Annotated in this window: 16 protein-coding genes; 7 read left to right on the top strand and 9 right to left on the bottom strand. The window is 59.4% G+C overall.

The genetic code is table 11. The features are described 5' to 3' along the window. Positions 1-32 precede the first annotated feature (32 nt). From ACI514_RS29100 to ACI514_RS29090, 3 genes are all read left to right on the top strand, one after another. On the top strand, positions 33-3524 hold the full coding sequence (locus ACI514_RS29100; protein WP_405122809.1) for a calcium-binding protein: 3492 nt from the start codon (positions 33-35) through the stop codon (positions 3522-3524). Positions 3525-3630: 106 nt separating this feature from the next. Continuing rightward, positions 3631-5604 carry a hypothetical protein gene (locus ACI514_RS29095; protein ID WP_405122808.1) on the top strand — a complete coding sequence of 658 codons (1974 nt, stop codon included), beginning with the start codon at positions 3631-3633 and terminating at the stop codon, positions 5602-5604. A 202-nt stretch (positions 5605-5806) separates the two neighbouring features. Next, a complete protein-coding gene (locus tag ACI514_RS29090; RefSeq protein ID WP_405122807.1) occupies positions 5807-7630 on the top strand; it encodes a hypothetical protein in 1824 nt (607 codons plus the stop codon). A 58-nt stretch (positions 7631-7688) separates the two neighbouring features. Here the strand turns inward: ACI514_RS29090 and ACI514_RS29085 are convergent, their stop codons facing one another. The 5 genes from ACI514_RS29085 to ACI514_RS29065 form a co-directional block, all read right to left on the bottom strand. Continuing rightward, positions 7689-8249: a hypothetical protein gene (locus ACI514_RS29085; RefSeq protein WP_405122806.1), complete on the bottom strand. Its 561-nt coding sequence runs from the start codon at positions 8247-8249 to the stop codon at positions 7689-7691. 72 nt (positions 8250-8321) lie between these two features. Continuing rightward, entirely contained in the window at positions 8322-8537 is a 216-nt protein-coding gene (locus ACI514_RS29080; protein ID WP_160059555.1) for a hypothetical protein, read from the bottom strand. Positions 8538-8652: 115 nt separating this feature from the next. Continuing rightward, complete coding sequence (locus ACI514_RS29075; RefSeq protein WP_160059556.1) at positions 8653-9243, bottom strand: LON peptidase substrate-binding domain-containing protein; 591 nt, start codon at positions 9241-9243, stop codon at positions 8653-8655. 10 nt (positions 9244-9253) lie between these two features. Then, on the bottom strand, positions 9254-9970 hold the full coding sequence (locus tag ACI514_RS29070; RefSeq protein WP_077574679.1) for an LrgB family protein: 717 nt from the start codon (positions 9968-9970) through the stop codon (positions 9254-9256). Continuing rightward, the gene (locus ACI514_RS29065; protein ID WP_160059557.1) at positions 9970-10332 is read right to left on the bottom strand and encodes a CidA/LrgA family protein; all 363 of its coding nucleotides are present in this window, start codon (positions 10330-10332) and stop codon (positions 9970-9972) included. The genes ACI514_RS29070 and ACI514_RS29065 overlap by 1 nt, the downstream gene beginning before the upstream one ends. A 194-nt stretch (positions 10333-10526) precedes the next feature. Here ACI514_RS29065 and ACI514_RS29060 point away from each other — a divergent pair, with 194 nt between their 5' ends. The 3 genes from ACI514_RS29060 to ACI514_RS29050 all read left to right on the top strand — a co-directional run bounded on the left by ACI514_RS29060 (position 10527) and on the right by ACI514_RS29050 (position 13491). Further along, entirely contained in the window at positions 10527-10982 is a 456-nt protein-coding gene (locus ACI514_RS29060) for a MaoC family dehydratase (protein WP_064390755.1), read from the top strand. A gap of 112 nt (positions 10983-11094) precedes the next feature. After that, positions 11095-12822 carry a C13 family peptidase gene (locus tag ACI514_RS29055; protein WP_405122805.1) on the top strand — a complete coding sequence of 576 codons (1728 nt, stop codon included), beginning with the start codon at positions 11095-11097 and terminating at the stop codon, positions 12820-12822. 27 nt (positions 12823-12849) lie between these two features. After that, the gene (locus tag ACI514_RS29050; RefSeq protein WP_160059559.1) at positions 12850-13491 is read left to right on the top strand and encodes an oxidoreductase; all 642 of its coding nucleotides are present in this window, start codon (positions 12850-12852) and stop codon (positions 13489-13491) included. A gap of 107 nt (positions 13492-13598) precedes the next feature. On the opposite strand, the gene ACI514_RS29045 is transcribed toward ACI514_RS29050, so the two are convergent. The 4 genes from ACI514_RS29045 to ACI514_RS29030 form a co-directional block, all read right to left on the bottom strand. Next, positions 13599-13883 carry a YceK/YidQ family lipoprotein gene (locus ACI514_RS29045; protein WP_160059560.1) on the bottom strand — a complete coding sequence of 95 codons (285 nt, stop codon included), beginning with the start codon at positions 13881-13883 and terminating at the stop codon, positions 13599-13601. Further along, on the bottom strand, positions 13876-14523 hold the full coding sequence (ubiX, locus tag ACI514_RS29040; RefSeq protein ID WP_034153751.1) for a flavin prenyltransferase UbiX: 648 nt from the start codon (positions 14521-14523) through the stop codon (positions 13876-13878). The genes ACI514_RS29045 and ubiX overlap by 8 nt, the downstream gene beginning before the upstream one ends. Beyond that, positions 14520-15869, bottom strand: a complete 1350-nt coding sequence (gene mpl / locus ACI514_RS29035; protein ID WP_077574683.1) for a UDP-N-acetylmuramate:L-alanyl-gamma-D-glutamyl-meso-diaminopimelate ligase — start codon at positions 15867-15869, stop codon at positions 14520-14522. The genes ubiX and mpl overlap by 4 nt, the downstream gene beginning before the upstream one ends. Before the next feature lie 370 nt (positions 15870-16239). After that, entirely contained in the window at positions 16240-18153 is a 1914-nt protein-coding gene (locus tag ACI514_RS29030; protein ID WP_405122804.1) for a sigma-54-dependent Fis family transcriptional regulator, read from the bottom strand. 301 nt (positions 18154-18454) lie between these two features. Here ACI514_RS29030 and ACI514_RS29025 point away from each other — a divergent pair, with 301 nt between their 5' ends. Next, positions 18455-19975, top strand: coding sequence for an aldehyde dehydrogenase family protein (locus ACI514_RS29025; RefSeq protein ID WP_405122803.1), 1521 nt, complete (start codon positions 18455-18457; stop codon positions 19973-19975). The last annotated feature ends 94 nt before the right edge of the window (positions 19976-20069 follow it).

The raw sequence follows: 20069 nt of genomic DNA, 5'->3' as shown, positions 1-20069 counted from the left end.
GAATCAACACACCTCATTAAAGGATTAATGACATGTCAAAAATGCTTTCCCCGCCCCTGCAGATGTCCAGCGTCAGCCCCATTCAGGTCACCCCTGTCAGTGCTTCGGACAATGCCCATGCACCTGCGGCCGGCACGCTCAACGCCGCAACGCCGGCCACTGACACTGACACTGACGCCGGCGCGTCCTGGCGGCGCACGCTCAAATCCCTCGACAAACACTTCGGCCCTTTGCGCATCGGCGAGGTGATGACCAGCCGGGTCGAACTCCAGGCCATGGGCGCAACGATCAATGGCCAGCCCATCAGCCCGGCGAATGCCGGTCTGCAACGAGCGGATCAAGCGTTTCTCGACGGGCTCAACTTCGACGCGGACAAGGTGCAGGCGCGCTTGAAATCCGTGGACATTGCCGACAGCGGCGAGGCGGCCATGCTGTTCTATGAAATCGCCTGCAAGCGCTCCGTCGATGCCGCGCCGCTGTTCGTCGCCGACACCGTCATCGATCCCGGCAGCGCCATGGATCGCCTGAATCAATTGGGCAAGGCTGCGCAAAAACTGGATATCCATCGTGTCGACGCACTGGCAAACGCGCCAGGCTGGATCAGCAAAAACAAAAGCTATCTGATGAGCGGCGCCGGCGTGGGCATGCAGGCGTTTGGCATCTACAGCGGTTACAGAGCCATGATTGATGCGATCAAGGCCGGCGAAAAGCTGGAAGCGCTTTTCCAGGGCGGCTCCATCGCCGCCGAATTCGGCTCGTTGATCATCGAGCGAGGGCTGGCCAAGGGCGGTGAATACATGCTCAGAAATGGCGGCAATACGCTGAAGTACTTCCCGCGTACATCCGTCGGCAAATACATGAGCCGGGGCGCCGGAATGTTCGCCAGCGCAATCACTTTGCCCTTTGATATCACCGACGCCGTCAAATCGTTCAATGCCGCCGCTGCGTCGCAGGGAAAAGTAGCTCAGGACCACTATGTCAGCGGCGGCTTGAGCGTAGCGGGAGCGAGCATCAGCCTCGTGCTGGGTGTCGCCGCGCTGGCGGGATTCGGTAGCGTCGCCGGCCCTGTCGGCCTAGTCGCCGCCGGTTTGCTCATCGCCGCCTCGATCATCTATCAAGCCGCCCGGGTGGTGGACGACATCGATGACTACATTGAGCTGACTTTCGAAGAACGCACGCGCTCGGGCTGGTTCGCCTTCACCGGCAAGGAACTGGACAAGGAGGTCATGGATCGCTTCAAACTCTCCAAGGGCTTTGATGATTACCAGAAGCAGCTCGACGTGTCGGCCAAGGACATGCTGCAAGGCGCGTACAAGCACTCCATCGAACACGTGATCAACGGCGCGTTCCAGGTTGAACTCAAGCCGGTGAAACTCTGGCGCTACCGATGGGATGAAAGCGCAGGCGAACAGCCATTCAAACTCGACAGCCAGGCAGCCATTGTCGAGGGCGACGATGTGATCGATGCCGGCAACGGTTTGCCCGCCGGCCTCAAAGGCAAAATATCCGGTAGCGCCGGTGACGACAAAGGCGTGTTCTGGCGCCTGGGCAGCGGCAATGACCGGGTCATCGGTGTCGGCAACAAACCCAACCTGTTCACCTATCGCGACGATCACAAAGCGCTGACCGGGGGTGACAAGAACGATGCGTTTTACCAGGACGTCAGCGAAAAAGAGTTGAACCGCACCGGCAAACCGGCGCACCTCAGCGTGCTCGATGGTGGTGCCGGCTCCGACACACTGGCCTTCGAAGGCAGTCGCCCGATCAGCGATACACGAAACATCGGCCACGACATCAACCTGCACAGCGGCAAACTGGCCCTGCGTGGTCTTGATTCCGCCGTCGATACCGTTGACGTCGCGCAACTCACCTCGATTGAAAACGTTTCGACACTGCGCAGAGGCACCAGCCGGGTAACCGGCAACGCCGAGGCCAACCGGATTACCGCCAACGGTTACGACCGCATCTCCACCGGCGCTGGCGACGACACGATTGCCATCTACGGACTCGACTGTCGGGTGGAGGGCGGCAGTGGCGCGGACCGCTATTACATCGCGAGCAGCAATGCGCGCACGACCCTCGTCGAGGACGGCGAGCAGTCGAGCCTGATCGAATTCGGCTGGCCGGCGGACATCATTCAGCGCTGGCAGATCATCGGCACGTCATTGGTGGTCAGCTCCCTGCGCGGCAAGGACGGTGACGATCCCGAGCATGAGTTGACCGTCGAAAATGTCTATCAGTGGATCGACGGCAAGCGCCAACTGAAGAATGCTCAGTTCACGTTCAGAACCCAGGATGGCTTTGAGCTTCTGGCTCAGCTGCCGAGGCAACTGGACGATGCATCGACTCACACGATCGAACCCGCTGTGACCGTGATTGGCCAGCCCGCCCCCGCCGTACACATCGTCAACGGTGGCACTGTCGAGATTGCGGAAGAAGGTATGAAGCGACATTACGTCTCACACACGGCTCGTCCGGTGGCGTTTGTTGCGCGGCGCAATACAGCCGAAACATCGCGCTCGGTTTTTCTGGCCTACAACGACGCCGACATTGTCGACGCCCTGCTCACCTATGAAGTGGAGGTGCGCAAAGGTGTCTCGGGCAATACTCATCTGTACTACCGGGACATCAACCTGTCTGTGCTGTTGCCGTCGAAAGTGCTGACCTTCAAAAGTGTCGTTCAACCCCTCTCGGCTGCCACCGGTTACAGCGGCAGAAACAGCCTGAAAGTCACGACGCCACAGCTGATGCAAGACGTGGTGTTGATCATGCAGGATCAGGTTTCGTACCGACTGCAAGTTCCGCAGATGGACTATGAAGACGATGCAAAAAATCCCGGCACTCGCGTGCGCAGCACCCGCAGTTTCCTCAAGCGACGCAATGGCAGTTATCGCTTTGTCAGACCGCTGGCGAGCGTCAAGCCAGCGCTGACTGCACAGCCCAGCCGGATCACCATTGAAGCCGGATCGCATACCGGAATTTATGTGCTTGAGGGCCAGAGTTCGACCTATGACGTGCATCTCGCCAGCAACTCGATCGTTCGTCTTTCGACACCAGGCGCCACGGCAAAAACCGCCGACGCCTCCATCTGGAATCTGTATACCCGCACATTGAAAGAACGGGTCGTGCGCGAAGATATTCAACTGGAGGGCAACCGCCTGCACATCGCCAGCGTGACCATCGAATTGCCCGAGGTCGACGATGACGCCCCGGTGGAATCCATCAGCGTGGTGACGTCGGCAGGCAACGTTTATGAAGTCTCCCTGCTGTTTGAAGTGCTTCAGTTGTACGTCATCGATGCCCGTGGGTATGCCAGTGTCGAAGCGCTGGTGGCCGACATCGATCTGCACCTGCAGCGCAACGAACTGGCGGCGAAAGTTCATGTCACGAACATTGGTTTTGCCCCCGGGAAATCCGGCACGGTGTTTTACAACTCCGTGAGAAAGTACTGGGGCATCGACAGTGCCCCTGTGGCGCGACTCAAGCCGCAAGATCTTCAGATCTCGCCCGCCGCCAAAGCCTGAGCGGCCAGACGCCAATAACCGAGCGTCGGTGTGAGTGGATACTCACACCGACGCATGTTCAATTCAGCCAATGGATGGCTGACGAATCCACAGGGAGTGACAGCCGATGCGACAAAAACCGGGCCCACGGCCCAAGTCTCCCCCCGTCGAGTCCTCGACCCGCGCATCGCCGCCGCGAGACCGCTCAACCGACACCCCGCTGCTGCCTGCCCGCGGCAGCGCGCTCTCGCCCGATGTGCCCTCGTCGCCGAAACGACCGCGCCAGGATGAGCCGGGCACGTCCCGATCAATATCCCGGGCAATCGAAGTCAGCACTTCACCGGTTACCGGCACGGACACGCGATTTTTTTCGGCAAGTTCACTTGAGGATTACGCCCATCCGTACTTCGGCGACATGCCAGCGCCGAATGCGGACGGCCTGCGCAGTTACCTCGCCAGGGACTGGGTCGATGTGCAACTCCCCGGCACTGAGGGCAGGCATCACGTGTGTGTCCAATACGATGCGCAACTCAAAACGTACCGAGTCATGTCGTTCAGGGTTTTAGCGCCGGGCCCGCCGGTTTATCGAACGATCCACGACAATCTCTGGAGCCTGGATCGACACCTGACTTATCTCAATGCCGACGATTATTCATTTTCCGCACAAGCCAGTGCCGATGGGCTTCATGAATTTCGTCGCCGGTCCTCGAGCGAAGAATTGCCGACATTGGGTTACGCCTACAAGGATCAAAGCCATCACTGGATCGCCGTCGACCCGACGCGAGCAAGCACTCCGATGCCGCCAGCACTGAAGCTCGCACACTGGACCGATCAGGACATTCAGCAGATGTACATCGTGGATGACGCGCGTCTGGCTGACTTCCGCGAGCAGGCACAAACGTCCGGCCAGCCACCGTCGTGGGCGCTGCGAGCGCAGAACACCGAAGACTACCAACATGTCGCCGAATCACTGAAGTGGCGGCATCCACTGCTGACATTCGCACAGCGCCTGACGTTACTGCGCAGCTATAACCTGAGCAAAGCCCAGTTGCGCCAGCTTCGCACAGAACTGATCAACCGCCAGATGCCGCAGTGGGCGGAACAACATAAACGGCTCACCCTCGACACGAGCAATGAACAGCGTTTCAAACTGATCGGCGAAGAATTGGAAAACTATGTTCAAGACTTGCGAACCCAAGGGCTGGCGCTCAATCATCATTGGCCTGCCAGCCGCTACAGCGAGGCTTTTTTAGCCGACTATGCGACCCACCTCGGCTACCAGCGAACCCGGCACAACATGCTGTACCGCACCGACATCCCGGCGATGTTCCGAGGCGAAACCCGCATACCGTTCGAATTGGCCCGGGACGGCCGGATGATGTACCGCAAAGGCAACCCCACGGGCACCACGAACAAGCGCGCCTTGAGTGCAACGTTCGGACTGCACGACGCCACCGCCTACGCGGCGACCAAGGGCGGCTTCTATCACGAGCTGCATTACAACTCGCAGGCCAACCGTTTTCCCGGCGTGAATCCGCAGTCGTCCAAAGGACGTAGCGGGGAGTCTTCCGATTCGGGCGGCAGTTCGGTGTCGGAGGGCAAACGAACCGGCGACGAGGCCGACTCCGACAGTTCTTTTGTTTTCGATGATTCGAAAGGCTATGAGTCCAGACGTCGCCAGCAAACGACATCCTTTGTCTACGCCATCGATACCCGAGGCCTGGAAGTGGTGCCGGGGGCGGAGAACAAGGCGTTCAATCCCGGCAATGGCAAGTTTCTCTTCGATGATATGGAAGGACATATCTCCACACCTACACGCGGCATCAGCGCCGAGCGGATCTGGCTGGTGCGTTCCGACCTGACGAGCGCTGCCAGAGTCAACGATGTACTGGCGCAAGCGGGTGACCGTGTAGCGTCTATTGAGCAGGCCACCTGGGCGGGAACCGACAGTCGAGCCGCCGGGCACTTTGGCAGTAACGCTTATGACAGCCTGATCGACGAAATCAAAGGTTCAGGCGGCGTGATACTGGATCTGCCCAAAGGCGACACGACGTTCGCTAATGACATCACCTGGCCGGTTGCCGAGCATGACCGGCCTTGAACACAATTCAGCCAAGGGATGGCTGACTCAATCACATGGAGTGACTTTTATGCGCCAGAAACCCGGGCCTCTGCGCCCCTCCCCTACAACTGAAATACCCGGCACATCGACACCCCGCCCTGCGCCCTACGATCGGCCATTCGATCTGGATTCACGTTTGCCTGGCCGCCTCAGAACGGCCAGTTCGAGCGAGTTACCGGGCATGAACACCGACGGTTCTCCCAGCAGCACCGCGAGCGTCGAGCCCAGCATTACGATTACACGGATGCCCGATGCGCAGACGCCTGCGCGTTCGCCAACAAAATCGCCTCTGGAACCGTACTTCCAGCATGTCGACGCCTCTTTGCCCCACGAGGCAGACGGACTGAAGACCTACAAAGGGCGACAGTTCGCGGACGTCGCCAACGAAGATGGATCAGCCTCCGGGCTGACGGTGATGGTGGCATTCCACGATTTGATCAAGACCTGGCGGGCCAGGTTGCCCAGTGAGCGGACTCCCTCAGGGCCACCGCTTTATCGAGTGTCCGACAGTAATCTCTGGAGCCTGAAGAAACCCATTGAATACTATGACCCCCGGCAATACGTCCCGTCTCATACCGCCGATGCACAAGGGTACTACTCCGTTCACCAACAGGTGGCGTTGCAGCACTCCGGCCCGTATGGCAATTGGACTGAATTCAAAGTAACGGCCAGAGATGCAGGTTTCGCCTTCACCGATGAAAAAAGGCGTTTGATTCGCGTTGATCCCATTGAGGCACGGGGAGACAGCGCCATTCCCTTGAAACTGGCACATTGGAGCGATGGCGATATCTGGAGCGTCTATCGCCTGGAAGGTGCGCAGGCCCTGGCATTTCGAATCGAAGCTGAATCTTCAGGAAAAGCACCCGACTGGGCCACGCGCTACAACGAACCGGATATCCACACCTTTTTGACCGACTCACTGAGATGGTCTTATCCGCAAAAAACCAAAGATGAGCGTTCGCAAATCCTGCGCAGCTACAACTTGAGCATTGCTCAGCAAAACCGCCTGCGACTGGACATGGAGCACGGCCACTTCCCTGAATGGGCCGAACACCACAAACGATTGACTCAGAACACGCTGGATGACAAGCGGTTTGCCCTGATAGCACAAGAACTGGGCCCTTTCAGTCTCAGACTCCGAGAGGAAGGCGAAAGCTATACCTATGACTTGCCTCCCGTCGAACAACGTTATGAGGAAAGCTTCCTGAAAGGCTATCTGGAACATGCCGGCTACCAGCGCAATCAGCATGACTATCTTTACCGAACAGACATCCCGGCCATGTTCCGCGCTGATATGCGAACGCCTTTTGAACTGGCTCGAGACAAACGCTTGGTAAAGTTGAGGGGCAACCCTTCTGACTCCACGACCAAATCGGCTTTCAGCGCGACCTTCGGTGCAGCCAATGGTTTGACCTACATGGGGTTTGATTACTATTCCAACCCTCGGCACTACAACAGCCAGGCCAACCGCTATCCGGGGCATTTCTCTGACAGTGATTCGTCGAGCGGAAACCGACACAGTTCGGCTAACGAATCAGAAACATCGTTTGAAATGGACAACTCGCGCGACTATCCATTGCTCCGACGCAGACAACTGCTTGGCTTCCTTTATGTCATCGACACGCGCGGCATCGAAGTGGTACCCCGGGTGGAAAATATCTACCTGAACGACAGGGATTTTGACGGGGATGTACTGGAGGGTCGGATATCAATGCCAACGCGAGGTATCAGCGCAGAACGGATCTGGCTGGTGAGTTCGGACCTGAGCCGCGCGGCCAGAGTCGAAGATATTTTAGTGCAGGCCGGTGACCGCGCTGAGGCGATCGAGAAAGCCACGTGGGCGGGAACCGATGCGTACGACGCCTACACGCATGGGACCACGCCTTATGACGACTTGATAAATCAGATAGCCCGCTCCGGTGGCGTCGTGTTGACGTTGGCCAAAGGCAAAAACACATTTTCCAACGATGTGACCTGGCCCGTGGCCGAACATTACCGAGCGTGAAAAAGGCGCCATTCATTTTAGTGATGAATGGCGCCTTTTACTGAACAGCGGATTTACGCTACTTGAGTACCTTGATCACGAATTTTGCGGGTTTGTTATTGAACGCATTATGCTCCGTCTGATTGGGATCTTTATTCAGGAAGGTGCTCATACCGCTGCTTGTATTTCGATATAAAGGCTTGTCATTCGGCTCGCTGATCAATTCGAGATACGCCGGCCCCGGTTCGATATGCCGCAGAGAAGCCTTGCTCACACCATAGGTACTGAATGAAAAGTACTGCGCGGGGGCACTGGTGCTGGCCAACAGGTTATGTGTCTTGTCCTCAATGAATAACCGTGCGCCATCGAACGTCCCCGACTGCACAAGGCTGATGGCATATTGGTCGCCCTGAGGGACGAACTTCAACAACAGCGGTTTATCCTCCTCATGGTCGGCCAGCGTTATGAAACTGGAAACCCGCAGATCTGCCAGCCCTACTTCGGCATCCAGTTTTTCGCTCTGGGTTATGCGCAGGTCGCGCAGAACCTGCTGCAGACGTTGTTGATTAAGCACCACGGGGCGGCCATCAAGATAAAGATGCGCCGTGAATGCGTTGCTGTTTATGTTTGCTAAAGACATTAAGTTGCCCACCTGTAAACGCCCTGTCATCACCAGATTGCAACGACAGGCAAAGTTGAAAAAGGAAAATGATCAGACGGCGATAGCGGCGGTTACCGACATCCGCGAAACATCACCGACGGGGACTTTTTCAGATTTTCGTTTACGCCGGGCCAACACCATCCGGTCGGCATACGTTGAGGCAGCTTCAATGACGTGGTCGACGTTATGGTCAGTTTCGGCATGTTTCAAAATATACTTGCCGGCGATGTCATCCCAAAACGCCCGTTCATCTTCATAGACAGTCATGTGTTTATCCTTGTTGTTATTCAAATTGCCCGCGTCCTGCGGGGCAACTTGAAGTTAAGACAAAGACAACAGCAAGACAATGCTGGCAACGTCGGCCAGTTAATTCAAAGTACAACTAGGCAAACAGCTCGCCTTGCAACTCATCAAGCAATGCCTGAATCGCATCCAGCCGCTGTTGTGGGTCGTCGAGTTGCAGCAGATCGACCTTGTCCTCTTCGGCGAATGGCAGCAGATAGGCCAACTGATTGGCCAGCGACTGCTGACCGAGCGCATCCGTGCCCATGTTCAGCGCTTCAACCATCGGATGCTCGGCCAAGGCTTTGAGCAGCGCCACCAGGTCAGCGTCTTCGTCCTGTAGCGGTTGCTCGGGTTCGTCATCCAGCCACTCGACATCGGCGAGGATCAACTGATCGCGCTGCACTTCAGTACGCAACACCTGGAAGCGCCGCCCACCCTGCACGCGAATCCCCAACAAGCCATTGTCCTGCTGCTGGAAATCAGTAATCCGTGCTTCGCAGCCGACCAGCGCGAAACCCTCAGGCGCGACACCGACTTCGTGGCCGTCAAGGATGCACACCACGCCGAAGCCACCACCCTGTTTCATGCAGCGGCCGATCATGTCGAGGTAACGCGCCTCGAAGATCTGCAGATCGAGGTTGCAGCCGGGAAACAGCACTGTGTTCAACGGGAAAAGCGGCAGACTCATAGACATTTCCTTACACCACCATCGACACCGCCAACGGCAGGAACACCGCCGTGGCCACGCCCATCAGACTCATCGCCAGCGCCGCGAAGGCGCCGCACTCATCGTTTTCCTGCATGGCCACCGCCGTGCCGACCGCGTGGGCGGTCATGCCCAGCGCCATGCCTCGCGCTTCGGGACTGTGCACGCCGAGGCGGGTCAGCAGCGCGGGGCCGAAGATCGCGCCGATCACCCCGGTGATCAGCACGAACACCGCCGCCAGCGCCGCAACGCCGCCGATTTGTTCGGCCACCAGCATGGCAATCGGCGAGGTCACCGACTTCGGCGCCATGGTCATCAGAATCATGTGCTCGGCACCGAACCACCAGCCCAGCAGCACGCCCATGCCCGTGGCGACCACCCCGCCTATCACCAGCGTAGTAAAAATCGGCCAGAACAATTGCCGAATACGTCGCAGGTTGAGATACAGCGGTACCGCCAGCGCCACGGTGGCCGGGCCGAGCAGAATGCTCAGGATCTCGGTGCTCTTGCGGTACTCGGCGTAGGTCAGGCCGCAGCCGACCAGCACGCCGATCACCAACAACATGGAGACCAGCACCGGTTGCAGAAAGATCCAGCGGGTTTTCTCGAACGCCGCCAGCACCAGTTGATAGGCACCGAGGGTAATGCCGATGCCGAACAGCGGGTGATGAATCACCGAAGCCCACGCCCCTTGCCAGTCGAAAAGCATCAGGACTCCTCCGACGCAGGCGCGTGACGTTTGACCAGGCGCTGCATCAGCACGCCGGCAAAGGCCATCGACAGGATCAACGACAGCACCAGCGCGCCGACAATCGCCCAGAAATCCGCGGCAATGTCGCTCGCATAAACCATCACACCCACCGCCGGCGGCACCAGCAGCAATGGCAGATAACGCAGCAGACTGCCGGCCGCGAGATTCAGCGGCTCGCCGACTTCACCGCGAACAATCAGGAAAACCAGCAACAGCAACAGACCGATGATCGGCCCTGGCAGTATCGGCAACAGCAAATGATTGAGCGCCGTACCGAGCAATTGAAACAGCACCAGCAGGGTCAGGCCACGTAGCAACATCCGACATCTCCGTCTTACTTTCCACTGTGCAAGTCGCCCGCATTATAAGCACGCCTGCGCTATGAATCGGCATTCGCCAAAAGCATGGTCGGTTGACCGGAGCAAATCGCCATGATGATCTACAGTGGTTCGCAGGGAGGTCAAATCCCCCCACCTGAAAAACTATAAAACCGATGAACCCAAGGAGAGTCTCAATGCCCTATGTTCCAGTTGCAGAGCTCAAAGATTATGTCGGCAAGGAACTCGGACGTTCCGAATGGCTCACCATCGATCAGGAACGCATCAACCTGTTCGCCGAAGCCACCGGTGATTATCAGTTCATTCACGTCGACCCGGTCAAAGCCGCTCAGACGCCTTTCGGCAGCACGATTGCCCACGGTTTCCTGTCGTTGTCGCTGATCCCGAAATTGATGGAAGACATCCTGATCCTGCCGCAAGGCGTGAAGATGGTCGTCAACTACGGCCTGGACAGCGTGCGTTTCATCCAGCCGGTCAAGGTCAACTCGAAAGTCCGGCTCAAGGTCGATCTGGGCGAAGTGACCGAGAAAAAGCCTGGCCAGTGGCTGCTCAAAGCCACCGCGACACTGGAGATAGAAGGCTCGGAAAAACCGGCCTATATCGCCGAGCCACTGTCGCTCTGCTTCGTGTAATCGTTCCGGATGCGAAGCAGCGCACGCTGTTTCGCGTCAACACTGGTTTTACCGGCTGCATTAGTTCACATAGCTGCGGCATACTCGGTCGCCTAATTGCCCGGATCCCGCTATGCGCTCAATTGCACGTCTTGCACCCCTTGCCTTGACCCTGATGCTCACCGCTTGCGGCGACGGCGAATCGCTGTTGCCGCCGGATGCGCGCCTGCCCGATGGCGGACGCTATCGCGGTGAACTGGTCGATGGCTTGCTGCAAGGTCAGGGCCGCGTCGACTACCCCAACGGCAGTTGGTATGCCGGGCAGTTCGACAAGGGCCAGTGGCATGGTCAGGGCGAATGGCATGGCAGCAATGGCGAGATCTATCGCGGGCAGTTCCAGCAAGGCCTGTTCGACGGCCAGGGCCGCCTGACCACCAACGCCAGCAGTTACACCGGCGGCTTCAAGCAAGGCCGCCGCGACGGCGAAGGCACCCTGAAAGAAAACGCCATGACCTACCGTGGCGAATTCAAGGCTGACCAGTATTCCGGGCTCGGTCGTCTGGAAATGGACGACGGCAGCTCCTATCAGGGCCAGTTCGCCCACGGCAAACCGAACGGCGAGGGTCAGCGCGGCGACTCCAGCGGTAATTCATTCACCGGGCATTTCGTCAACGGTCAGCTGGAAGGCAACGGTACGTTCAACAGCGCTGACGGCGACATCTATGTCGGCGGCTTCAAGAACAATCAGCTGCACGGCAAAGGCCGTTACGAAAACGCTGACGGCGATGTCTGGCTTGGCCAGTTCAAGGAAGGCGCACTGACCGGCAAGGGCGAGTTGATCGGTGCCGACGGCAGCCACTACATCGGCGCGTTCAGCGACTGGCGCTTCAGCGGGCAGGGCCGTTTGAACCTGTCTGATGGCAGCTTCTACATTGGCGGTTTCGACAACGACAGCTACTCCGGACGCGGCACGCTGGTGCTCACCGATGGCAGCGTCATGAGTGGCACCTGGATCAACGGCCAGCGCGTGCGCGACGCCGACGGCAAGTTGCTGCCCGACACCCTCGAACTCGGTTTGCTCGCTCAGGGTCGCCTGCTCGAAGACGCGTTGGCCGCCATCCCCGCGTCGACCCCGGCGGTCGAGCTGTACACCCTGACCCTCGGTGGCGACGGCAAGCAAAGCGTGTTCCTGCGCGAGTCCGATTATGTCGCCAACATGCTCAACACGCGCTTTGGTGCCTATGGCCAGATCCGTCTGGTCAACCACCGTGACCACCTCGGCGACCGGCCGATGGCCACCCGCGAGAACCTGCGCCGCGCCGCGCAAACCCTCGCCGAACGCAGCGGCCCGGAAGATCTGCTGTTCATCTACCTGACCAGCCACGGCACCGCCGAGCATGAACTGGTGCTCGACCAGCCACGCATGGAGCTGGCCGACCTGCCCGCCGACGAACTCGCCGCCGTGCTCGCCCCGCTGAAAAACCGCGACAAGATCATCGTGATTTCTTCGTGCTACTCCGGCGGGTTCATCCCGGCGCTGAAAGACGAGCGCACGCTGATCATGACCGCCTCGCGCGCAGACCGGGTGTCCTTCGGCTGCTCGGAAGAAGCCAACTTCACCTACTTCGGTGATGCGCTGTTCGCCCAAGCGCTGAACCAGACCGATGATCTGGAGCAAGCCTTCAAACTGGCCAAGGCCAACGTCGCCGAGCGTGAACTGGCGGACAATTTCGAGGCGTCAGAGCCGCAGATCTGGGCGCCGAAAACCGTGCTGGCGCACTGGCAACTGCTGCGCAAACAGCAAGCAAGAAAAGCTTTGCAAAGTGCTGCATTGAACGACGGGGCGATAAAGAGCAACTAAGCTGAACAGTATCAAGGGAGAGACACTATGTACTTGACGCCTCAGCACGTATTGCTTGCCGGAGCCACCGGTTTGACCGGTGAACATCTACTCGACCGTTTGCTCAACGAGCCAACGATTTCTCGCGTGCTCGCCCCTTCGCGTCGACCCTTGGCGGAACATCCGCACCTGGAAAACCCGGTGGGGGATCCGCAGGCGTTTCTGCCGCAGCTCAGCGGCCGCGTCGATATCGCCTATTGCTGCCTCGGCACCACGATCAAGCAGGCCGGCTCGGAAGCGGCGTTTCGCGCGGTGGATCTGGACATGGTCGTGGCGTTCGCCAAACGCGCGCGGGAGATGGGTGCGCGGCATCTGATTGTGATCAGCGCGATTGGCGCCGATCCGAAATCATCGGTTTTCTACAACCGTATCAAAGGCGAAATGGAGCAGGCGTTGCGTGCGCAGGACTGGCCGCAACTGACCATTTGCCGGCCATCGCTGTTGTTGGGTGAGCGGACTGAACCGCGTCTGGCCGAGCAACTGGCCGGGCCGTTGTCGAAGCTGATTCCGGGTAAATACCGTGGCATCGAGGCCTGCCAATTGGCGCGGGCGATGTGGCGGTTGGCGCTGGAAGAGCAGGATGGTGTGCGGGTGATCGAGTCGGATGATTTGCGCAAGCTCGGCAAATAATCTATAGCGCCCGGAAGAAAGCTTTCGCGAGCAGGCTCGCTCCCACATTTGCACCGCGTCCCCCTGTGGGAGCTAGCCTGCTCGCGAATGGAGTGCGCAGCGCTTCCCTACAATCCGCCAGTTGCCTGAAAACTCACGCCAATCACCGTGAGCAACGACAGCGGCAACAACAGCGTATCAAGCAAAGCACTCGCCGGCAGATCTACCCCCGGATAACTCGGCGCTTCAGCCCCGAACCGATCCATCGCGCAGCACCCGCCATTCATTGCGTACAAATCCAGCCGCGTCCCGGAGTACACCACTGGTGCCCCCGGTTTGGCCGCATCCAGCGTGCGTGCCGTGGCGCACCCGCTCAGCAACAACGCCAGCCCGATCAACAGCAGCTTATTCATCACTGCTCAGATGATGCTCGCCCCAACGCGGCAGCATGTCCTGAGGAATACCGAGCAGATTGAGAATTCGCGCCACGACGAAATCGATCAGGTCGTCGATGGTCTGCGGCTGGTGATAGAACCCCGGCGAGGCCGGCAGAATCGTCACGCCCATGTTCGACAGCTTGAGCATGTGCTCCAGATGAATGCTCGAATACGGCGCCTCGCGCGGCACCAGAATCAACTGGCGACGCTCCTTCAAAGTGACATCGGCGGCGCGTTCGATCAGGTTGTTGCAGGCGCCCGTGGCAATCGCCGATAGCGTGCCCGTGGAGCACGGCACCACGACCATCGCCGCCGGAGCGCCCGACCCCGAGGCGACCGGCGACATCCAGTCTTCCTTGCCGTACACGCGGATCTGCCCGGCGGCGGCCCCGGTGTATTCGGTCAGGAATGCCTGCATCATCTGCGGCTTGGCCGGCAGCGTGACATCGGTCTCCGTAGCCATGACCAGTTGTGCAGCTTTCGAAATCAGGAAATGCACTTCGCGGTCTTCCCGCACCAGACAATCGAGCAGGCGCAAACCGTACTGCGCACCGGACGCGCCGGTCATCGCCAGCGTAATGCGTTCGGGGCCATTGCTCTCAAAACGAGTGTTCATTGCAGCGCCTCGGCGAGTTTGCCGTGCAAGCCGCCGAAGCCGCCGTTGCTCATGATCACCACGTGCGTGCCGGGTTGGGCCTGGCTCTTCACGCGTTCGATGATGCCTTCCAGCGAATCGCTGACAATCGACGGCACTTTGCACAGCGCGGCGGTGCCGGCCAAGTCCCAACCGAGGTTGGCCGGCGCATACCAGATCACTTGGTCGGCATCGACCACACTGTCCGGCAAACCGTCACGGTGGGCACCGAGCTTCATCGAGTTGGAGCGCGGCTCGATGATCGCGATAAGTGGCGCGTCGCCGATGCGTTTGCGCAGGCCGTCGAGGGTGGTCGCAATCGCAGTCGGGTGGTGGGCAAAGTCGTCGTAGATGGTGATGCCGCGGACTTCGGCGACTTTCTCCATGCGGCGTTTGACGTTCTTGAACGCACTCAACCCGGCGATGCCCATCGACGGCACCACACCAACATGACGCGCCGCCGCCAGAGCGGCCAATGCGTTGGCGACGTTGTGCTGACCGGTCAGCTCCCACTCGACGGTGCCTTGCGACACGCCTTCGAACATCACCTCAAACGCCGAACCGTCTTCGCTGAGCAGTTTGACTTGCCACTGACCGCCGGCACCGGTGGTTTGCACCGGGGTCCAGCAACCCATTTCGATCACACGTTGCAAGGCCGGCTCGGTAGTCGGGTGGATAACCAGGCCTTCACTCGGGATGGTGCGCACCAAGTGGTGGAATTGCCGCTCGATCGCCGGCAGATCCGGGAAGATGTCGGCATGATCGAACTCAAGGTTATTGAGGATCGCGGTGCGCGGACGGTAGTGAACGAATTTCGAGCGCTTGTCGAAGAAGGCGCTGTCGTACTCGTCGGCCTCGATCACGAAGAACGGCGTGCCGCCCAGACGTGCCGATACCGAGAAATTCTGCGGCACGCCACCGATCAGGAAACCCGGGCTCATGCCAGCATGTTCCAGGACCCAGGCGAGCATGCTGCTGGTGGTGGTTTTGCCGTGCGTACCGGCAACCGCCAGCACCCAGCGACCTTGCAGCACGTGGTCAGCCAGCCACTGCGGGCCGGACACATACGGCAGGCCTTTGTTCAGCACATATTCCACCGCCGGATTGCCGCGCGACATGGCGTTGCCGATCACCACCAGATCCGGCGCCGGATCGAGCTGCGCCGGGTCATAACCCTGCGTCAGCTGAATGCCCTGGGCTTCAAGCTGTGTGCTCATCGGTGGATAGACGTTGGCGTCGGAGCCGGTCACGTGATGGCCCAGCTCTTTGGCCAACACCGCCATGGAACCCATGAAAGTCCCGCAGATACCCAGAATATGAATGTGCATAGTCGACCTCGTAAAACATGGCCGCAGGTTAGCGTAGGGAAGGGGAAATCGCACTCTTTAGCTGAGGGGCGGGGCTGGTTTGGCCTGGCATTTGGGTTCGCCTGTAGATTGCGGCCCCTCACCCCAGCCCTCTCCCGAGGGAGAGGGAGCCGATCTGCGTCGTTTTCAAATCCTGAGTTCGGCTCGATATTTCAGGTCGGCGTAGATCAGTAGATCTGACTCGGCCAGTCCACTTTTCGGCGGGAGAGGGAGCCGATCTCGGTCGCGTTCAAATCCTTGAGTTCGGCTCTGTAACTCAGGTCGGCGTAGATCAGTAGAGCGACTCGGTCAGTCCCCTCTCCCTCTGGGAGAGGGCTAGGGTGAGGGCCTTCTAACTGACTCGCCGCTCAATCCCATGCTTACGCAGCTTTCTATAAAGGGTATTGCGGCTGACCCCAAGCTGCTCAGCCGTTTGCGTCATATGCCACCGCGTCTGCTCCAAAGTTTTAAGCAGGGCAATCCGCTCGGCGTCAGCCAGTGGGTGTTCGCCAGACTCGGTTGGCGGAAGGACTGGACGCCCCTGCCGAATCATCACCGGCAAATCCTCAATCCCGACCCGCCCTTCATCACACAACGCCGCCAACGTGCGCAGCACATTGCGCAACTGCCGCACATTGCCCGGCCAATTAAAGGCAAGCAAAGCCTGACGCGCCGGTTCCTCGATGACTATCGTTTCACCGCCCGCCTCCTCGGCCAGCAGAAAATCCAGCAACTGCGATTTATCACTACGCTCGCGTAATGCCGGCAACGCCACTTCCAGGCCGTTGAGCCGGTAATACAAATCCTCGCGGAAGCTGCCATCCGCGACCCGCTCCAGCAGATTGCGGTGGGTGGCACTGATGATCCGCACGTTGACCGACTCCGGCTCGCCGCCGATCGGCACCACCTGACGATCCTCCAGAACTCGCAACAGCCGAGTCTGCAAGGCCAGCGGCATGTCGCCGATTTCATCGAGGAACAACGTCCCGCCATCGGCCTGCTGCAGCTTGCCGCGCATGCCGTCCTTGCGCGCGCCGGTGAAGCTGCCGCCGCGATAGCCGAACAGTTCGCTCTCGATCAGGCTTTCAGGAATGGCCGCGCAGTTGAGCGCAACGAAGGCTTTGGCGGAGCGTTGGCTGGCCTGATGCACAGCCTTGGCGAAAGCTTCCTTGCCGGAGCCGGTTTCGCCGTTGATCAGCAGCGGTACATCACGTTCGAAGACGCGCAGGGCTTTGCAGAAGTCTGCCTGCAACGCCTCATCACCGAGACAGATACCCGACAGGCGCGGCGCCTGCGCCACAGCCGGCGTCGCGGCCATCGGTACAGCTTTGCGCGACTCACCGCGCAGCACGGCAAATAAATGCCTCCCGTCACGAGTGCGCAGCGGCCAACTGGCACTGGCATGGGCACTGGCGCGGCCAAGCAACTCATCCAGCGAACAATCGAAGAACGCCTCGACCGGTTTACCGAGCAAGCCGCCACGAATATGCCCGAGCAGGTTTAGCGCACTCTGGTTGACCGCGCTGATCCGCCCTTCCCCGTCAAACGCCAGCAAGCCCTCGCTGAACAACCCGACCGATTCGGCTTGCAGATGAAAGCGCAGCAACCATTGGTTATCGAAACAGCGCAGGAAGTAGCAGCTCTCGATCATCTTCGCCGACAGATTGACCAGCGCCATAGTGTGGAACTGGCTCTGCCGCGAAACGTCGTGGCGCGCCGACGACACGTCGAGCACCGCCAGCAGTTCGCCATGCGGGTCGAACACCGGGCTCGCCGAGCAGGTCAGGCCGGTGTGGCGACCGCGAAAGTGTTCATCCTGATGAATGGTCAGGGCCTGACGTTCAACCAGGCAGGTGCCGATGCCGTTGGTGCCTTCGCAGGCTTCGCTCCAGTCGGCACCCAGCCAGAGACCGGCGCGTTCGAAGATCTTGCGTTCGGCCGGCGCGGTGACGCAGTTGAGGATCACCCCGCGCGCGTCGGTCAGCAATACCGCGTGGCCGGCGCCGGAGAGTTGTTGATGCAGGCTGCTCATTTCATTGCCGGCGATCTGTAGAACCTGCTGCAGACGTTCGCGGCTTTCCAGTACCCGGCCGTGTTCGAGCACGGTTGGCGCCATGCTCAGCGCCGGGTCGAGGTGGTAGTCCTCCAGACAGCGCAGCCACGAACGGGCAATCGACGGATCGGCACCGGGTCCGTACAGGTGCGGTTTGCCCTGGGTTGCGGTGAGAACCTGTCGGGCATGGCGACTCAAATGGTTGTCGTGCATTTCTTATTGTTCTCCCCGAGGCTCGACGGCCCAATGCTGAGGTGACGCCCAGCATCCTCCAGCCACCGACGCATTGCAATGCTGGCAAGACTGCCCGGTCATCAGCTGTACCGAAAGCGGTACAAACTGTCACCCCAACTGTACCGAAACCGTCACAGGCAAAATCCACTCGTCCGAGGAAAACCTGCCAAGCCCTTGATTTACCTGCGCTGCACGGCAGTGGCCCGACCTTTGCTCTACGCTTATAGCAAGCGCACTTGCGCGTTTCTCTAATAAGTACAAAGCCAAGGAGAACATCATCATGCGTTACGCTCACCCCGGTACTGAAGGCGCCAAAGTCTCGTTCAAAGCCAAGTACGGTAACTACATCGGCGGCGAGTTCGTCGCGCCTGTCAAAGGTCAGTACTTCACCAATACCTCGCCAGTGAATGGCCAGCCGATTGCCGAATTCCCCCGCTCCACTGCCGAAGACATCAACAAGGCACTGGACGCCGCCCACGCCGCTGCCGACGCGTGGGGCGCGACCTCCGTGCAGGCGCGCTCGCTGATCCTGCTGAAAATCGCCGATCGCATCGAACAGAACCTCGAACTGCTGGCGATCACCGAAACCTGGGACAACGGCAAAGCCATCCGCGAAACCCTTAACGCCGACATCCCCCTGGCCGCTGACCATTTCCGCTACTTCGCTGGCTGCCTGCGCGCCCAGGAAGGCAGCGCCGCCGAAATCGATGGCAACACCGTGGCGTATCACATTCATGAACCGCTGGGCGTGGTCGGTCAGATCATCCCGTGGAACTTCCCGATCCTGATGGCCGCGTGGAAACTCGCGCCAGCGCTGGCAGCGGGCAACTGCGTGGTGCTCAAGCCTGCCGAGCAAACCCCGCTGGGCATTACCGTGTTGCTGGAACTGATCGGTGATTTGCTGCCGCCAGGCGTGCTGAACATTGTTCAGGGCTATGGCAAAGAAGCCGGCGAAGCGCTCGCGACCAGCAAACGCATCGCCAAGATCGCCTTCACGGGCTCGACCCCGGTCGGCTCGCACATCATGAAATGCGCCGCCGAAAACATCATTCCGTCGACCGTGGAACTGGGCGGCAAATCGCCGAACATCTTTTTCGAAGACATCATGCAGGCTGAGCCGACCTTCATTGAGAAAGCCGCTGAAGGTCTGGTGCTGGCGTTCTTCAACCAGGGCGAAGTCTGCACCTGCCCTTCCCGCGCACTGGTACAGGAATCGATCTACGACGAGTTCATGGCCGTCGTGATGAAGAAAGTCCTGCAAATCAAACGTGGCGATCCGCTGGACACCGACACCATGGTCGGTGCGCAGGCGTCCGAGCAGCAATTCGACAAAATTCTTTCGTACCTGGAAATTGCCAAGGGTGAAGGCGCTGAGTTGCTGACCGGTGGCAAGGTAGAAAAACTCGAGGGCAATCTGTCGACCGGTTATTACATCCAGCCGACCCTGCTCAAGGGCACCAACAAGATGCGCGTGTTCCAGGAAGAAATCTTTGGCCCGGTGGTGAGCATCACCACGTTCAAGGACGAAGCCGAAGCGCTGGCGATCGCCAACGACACCGAGTTCGGCCTCGGCGCCGGTCTGTGGACCCGCGACATCAACCGCGCCTACCGCATGGGTCGCGCGATCAAGGCTGGCCGCGTGTGGACCAACTGCTACCACCTGTATCCGGCGCATGCCGCGTTTGGCGGATACAAGAAGTCTGGTGTTGGGCGTGAGACGCACAAGATGATGCTCGATCACTACCAGCAGACGAAAAACCTGCTGGTGAGCTACGACATCAATCCGTTGGGCTTCTTCTAAGCGGATCGGGGGCGAGGCAGTCGTTTCTGCATCGCCCCTCAGATAGCTTTCGCGAGCAGGCTCGCTCCCAAAGGGAACTGCGTGCACCTGCAAT

Source organism: Pseudomonas sp. M20 (assembly GCF_045037865.1).
GTDB lineage: Bacteria > Pseudomonadota > Gammaproteobacteria > Pseudomonadales > Pseudomonadaceae > Aquipseudomonas.
The sequence above is the reverse complement of the archived record's forward strand: the minus strand, read 5'-3'. Positions and strand labels throughout refer to the sequence as shown.

What these genes read in the sequence shown, in the direction of transcription:
- ACI514_RS29100 (WP_405122809.1), top strand. Translation starts at nt 33, where the DNA reads ATGTCAAAAATGCTTTCCCCGCCCCTGCAGATGTCCAGCGTCAGCCCC.
- ACI514_RS29095 (WP_405122808.1), top strand. Translation starts at nt 3,631, where the DNA reads ATGCGACAAAAACCGGGCCCACGGCCCAAGTCTCCCCCCGTCGAGTCC.
- ACI514_RS29090 (WP_405122807.1), top strand. Translation starts at nt 5,807, where the DNA reads ATGAACACCGACGGTTCTCCCAGCAGCACCGCGAGCGTCGAGCCCAGC.
- ACI514_RS29085 (WP_405122806.1), bottom strand. Translation starts at nt 8,249, where the DNA reads ATGTCTTTAGCAAACATAAACAGCAACGCATTCACGGCGCATCTTTAT.
- ACI514_RS29080 (WP_160059555.1), bottom strand. Translation starts at nt 8,537, where the DNA reads ATGACTGTCTATGAAGATGAACGGGCGTTTTGGGATGACATCGCCGGC.
- ACI514_RS29075 (WP_160059556.1), bottom strand. Translation starts at nt 9,243, where the DNA reads ATGAGTCTGCCGCTTTTCCCGTTGAACACAGTGCTGTTTCCCGGCTGC.
- ACI514_RS29070 (WP_077574679.1), bottom strand. Translation starts at nt 9,970, where the DNA reads ATGCTTTTCGACTGGCAAGGGGCGTGGGCTTCGGTGATTCATCACCCG.
- ACI514_RS29065 (WP_160059557.1), bottom strand. Translation starts at nt 10,332, where the DNA reads ATGTTGCTACGTGGCCTGACCCTGCTGGTGCTGTTTCAATTGCTCGGT.
- ACI514_RS29060 (WP_064390755.1), top strand. Translation starts at nt 10,527, where the DNA reads ATGCCCTATGTTCCAGTTGCAGAGCTCAAAGATTATGTCGGCAAGGAA.
- ACI514_RS29055 (WP_405122805.1), top strand. Translation starts at nt 11,095, where the DNA reads ATGCGCTCAATTGCACGTCTTGCACCCCTTGCCTTGACCCTGATGCTC.
- ACI514_RS29050 (WP_160059559.1), top strand. Translation starts at nt 12,850, where the DNA reads ATGTACTTGACGCCTCAGCACGTATTGCTTGCCGGAGCCACCGGTTTG.
- ACI514_RS29045 (WP_160059560.1), bottom strand. Translation starts at nt 13,883, where the DNA reads ATGAATAAGCTGCTGTTGATCGGGCTGGCGTTGTTGCTGAGCGGGTGC.
- ubiX (WP_034153751.1), bottom strand. Translation starts at nt 14,523, where the DNA reads ATGAACACTCGTTTTGAGAGCAATGGCCCCGAACGCATTACGCTGGCG.
- mpl (WP_077574683.1), bottom strand. Translation starts at nt 15,869, where the DNA reads ATGCACATTCATATTCTGGGTATCTGCGGGACTTTCATGGGTTCCATG.
- ACI514_RS29030 (WP_405122804.1), bottom strand. Translation starts at nt 18,153, where the DNA reads ATGCACGACAACCATTTGAGTCGCCATGCCCGACAGGTTCTCACCGCA.
- ACI514_RS29025 (WP_405122803.1), top strand. Translation starts at nt 18,455, where the DNA reads ATGCGTTACGCTCACCCCGGTACTGAAGGCGCCAAAGTCTCGTTCAAA.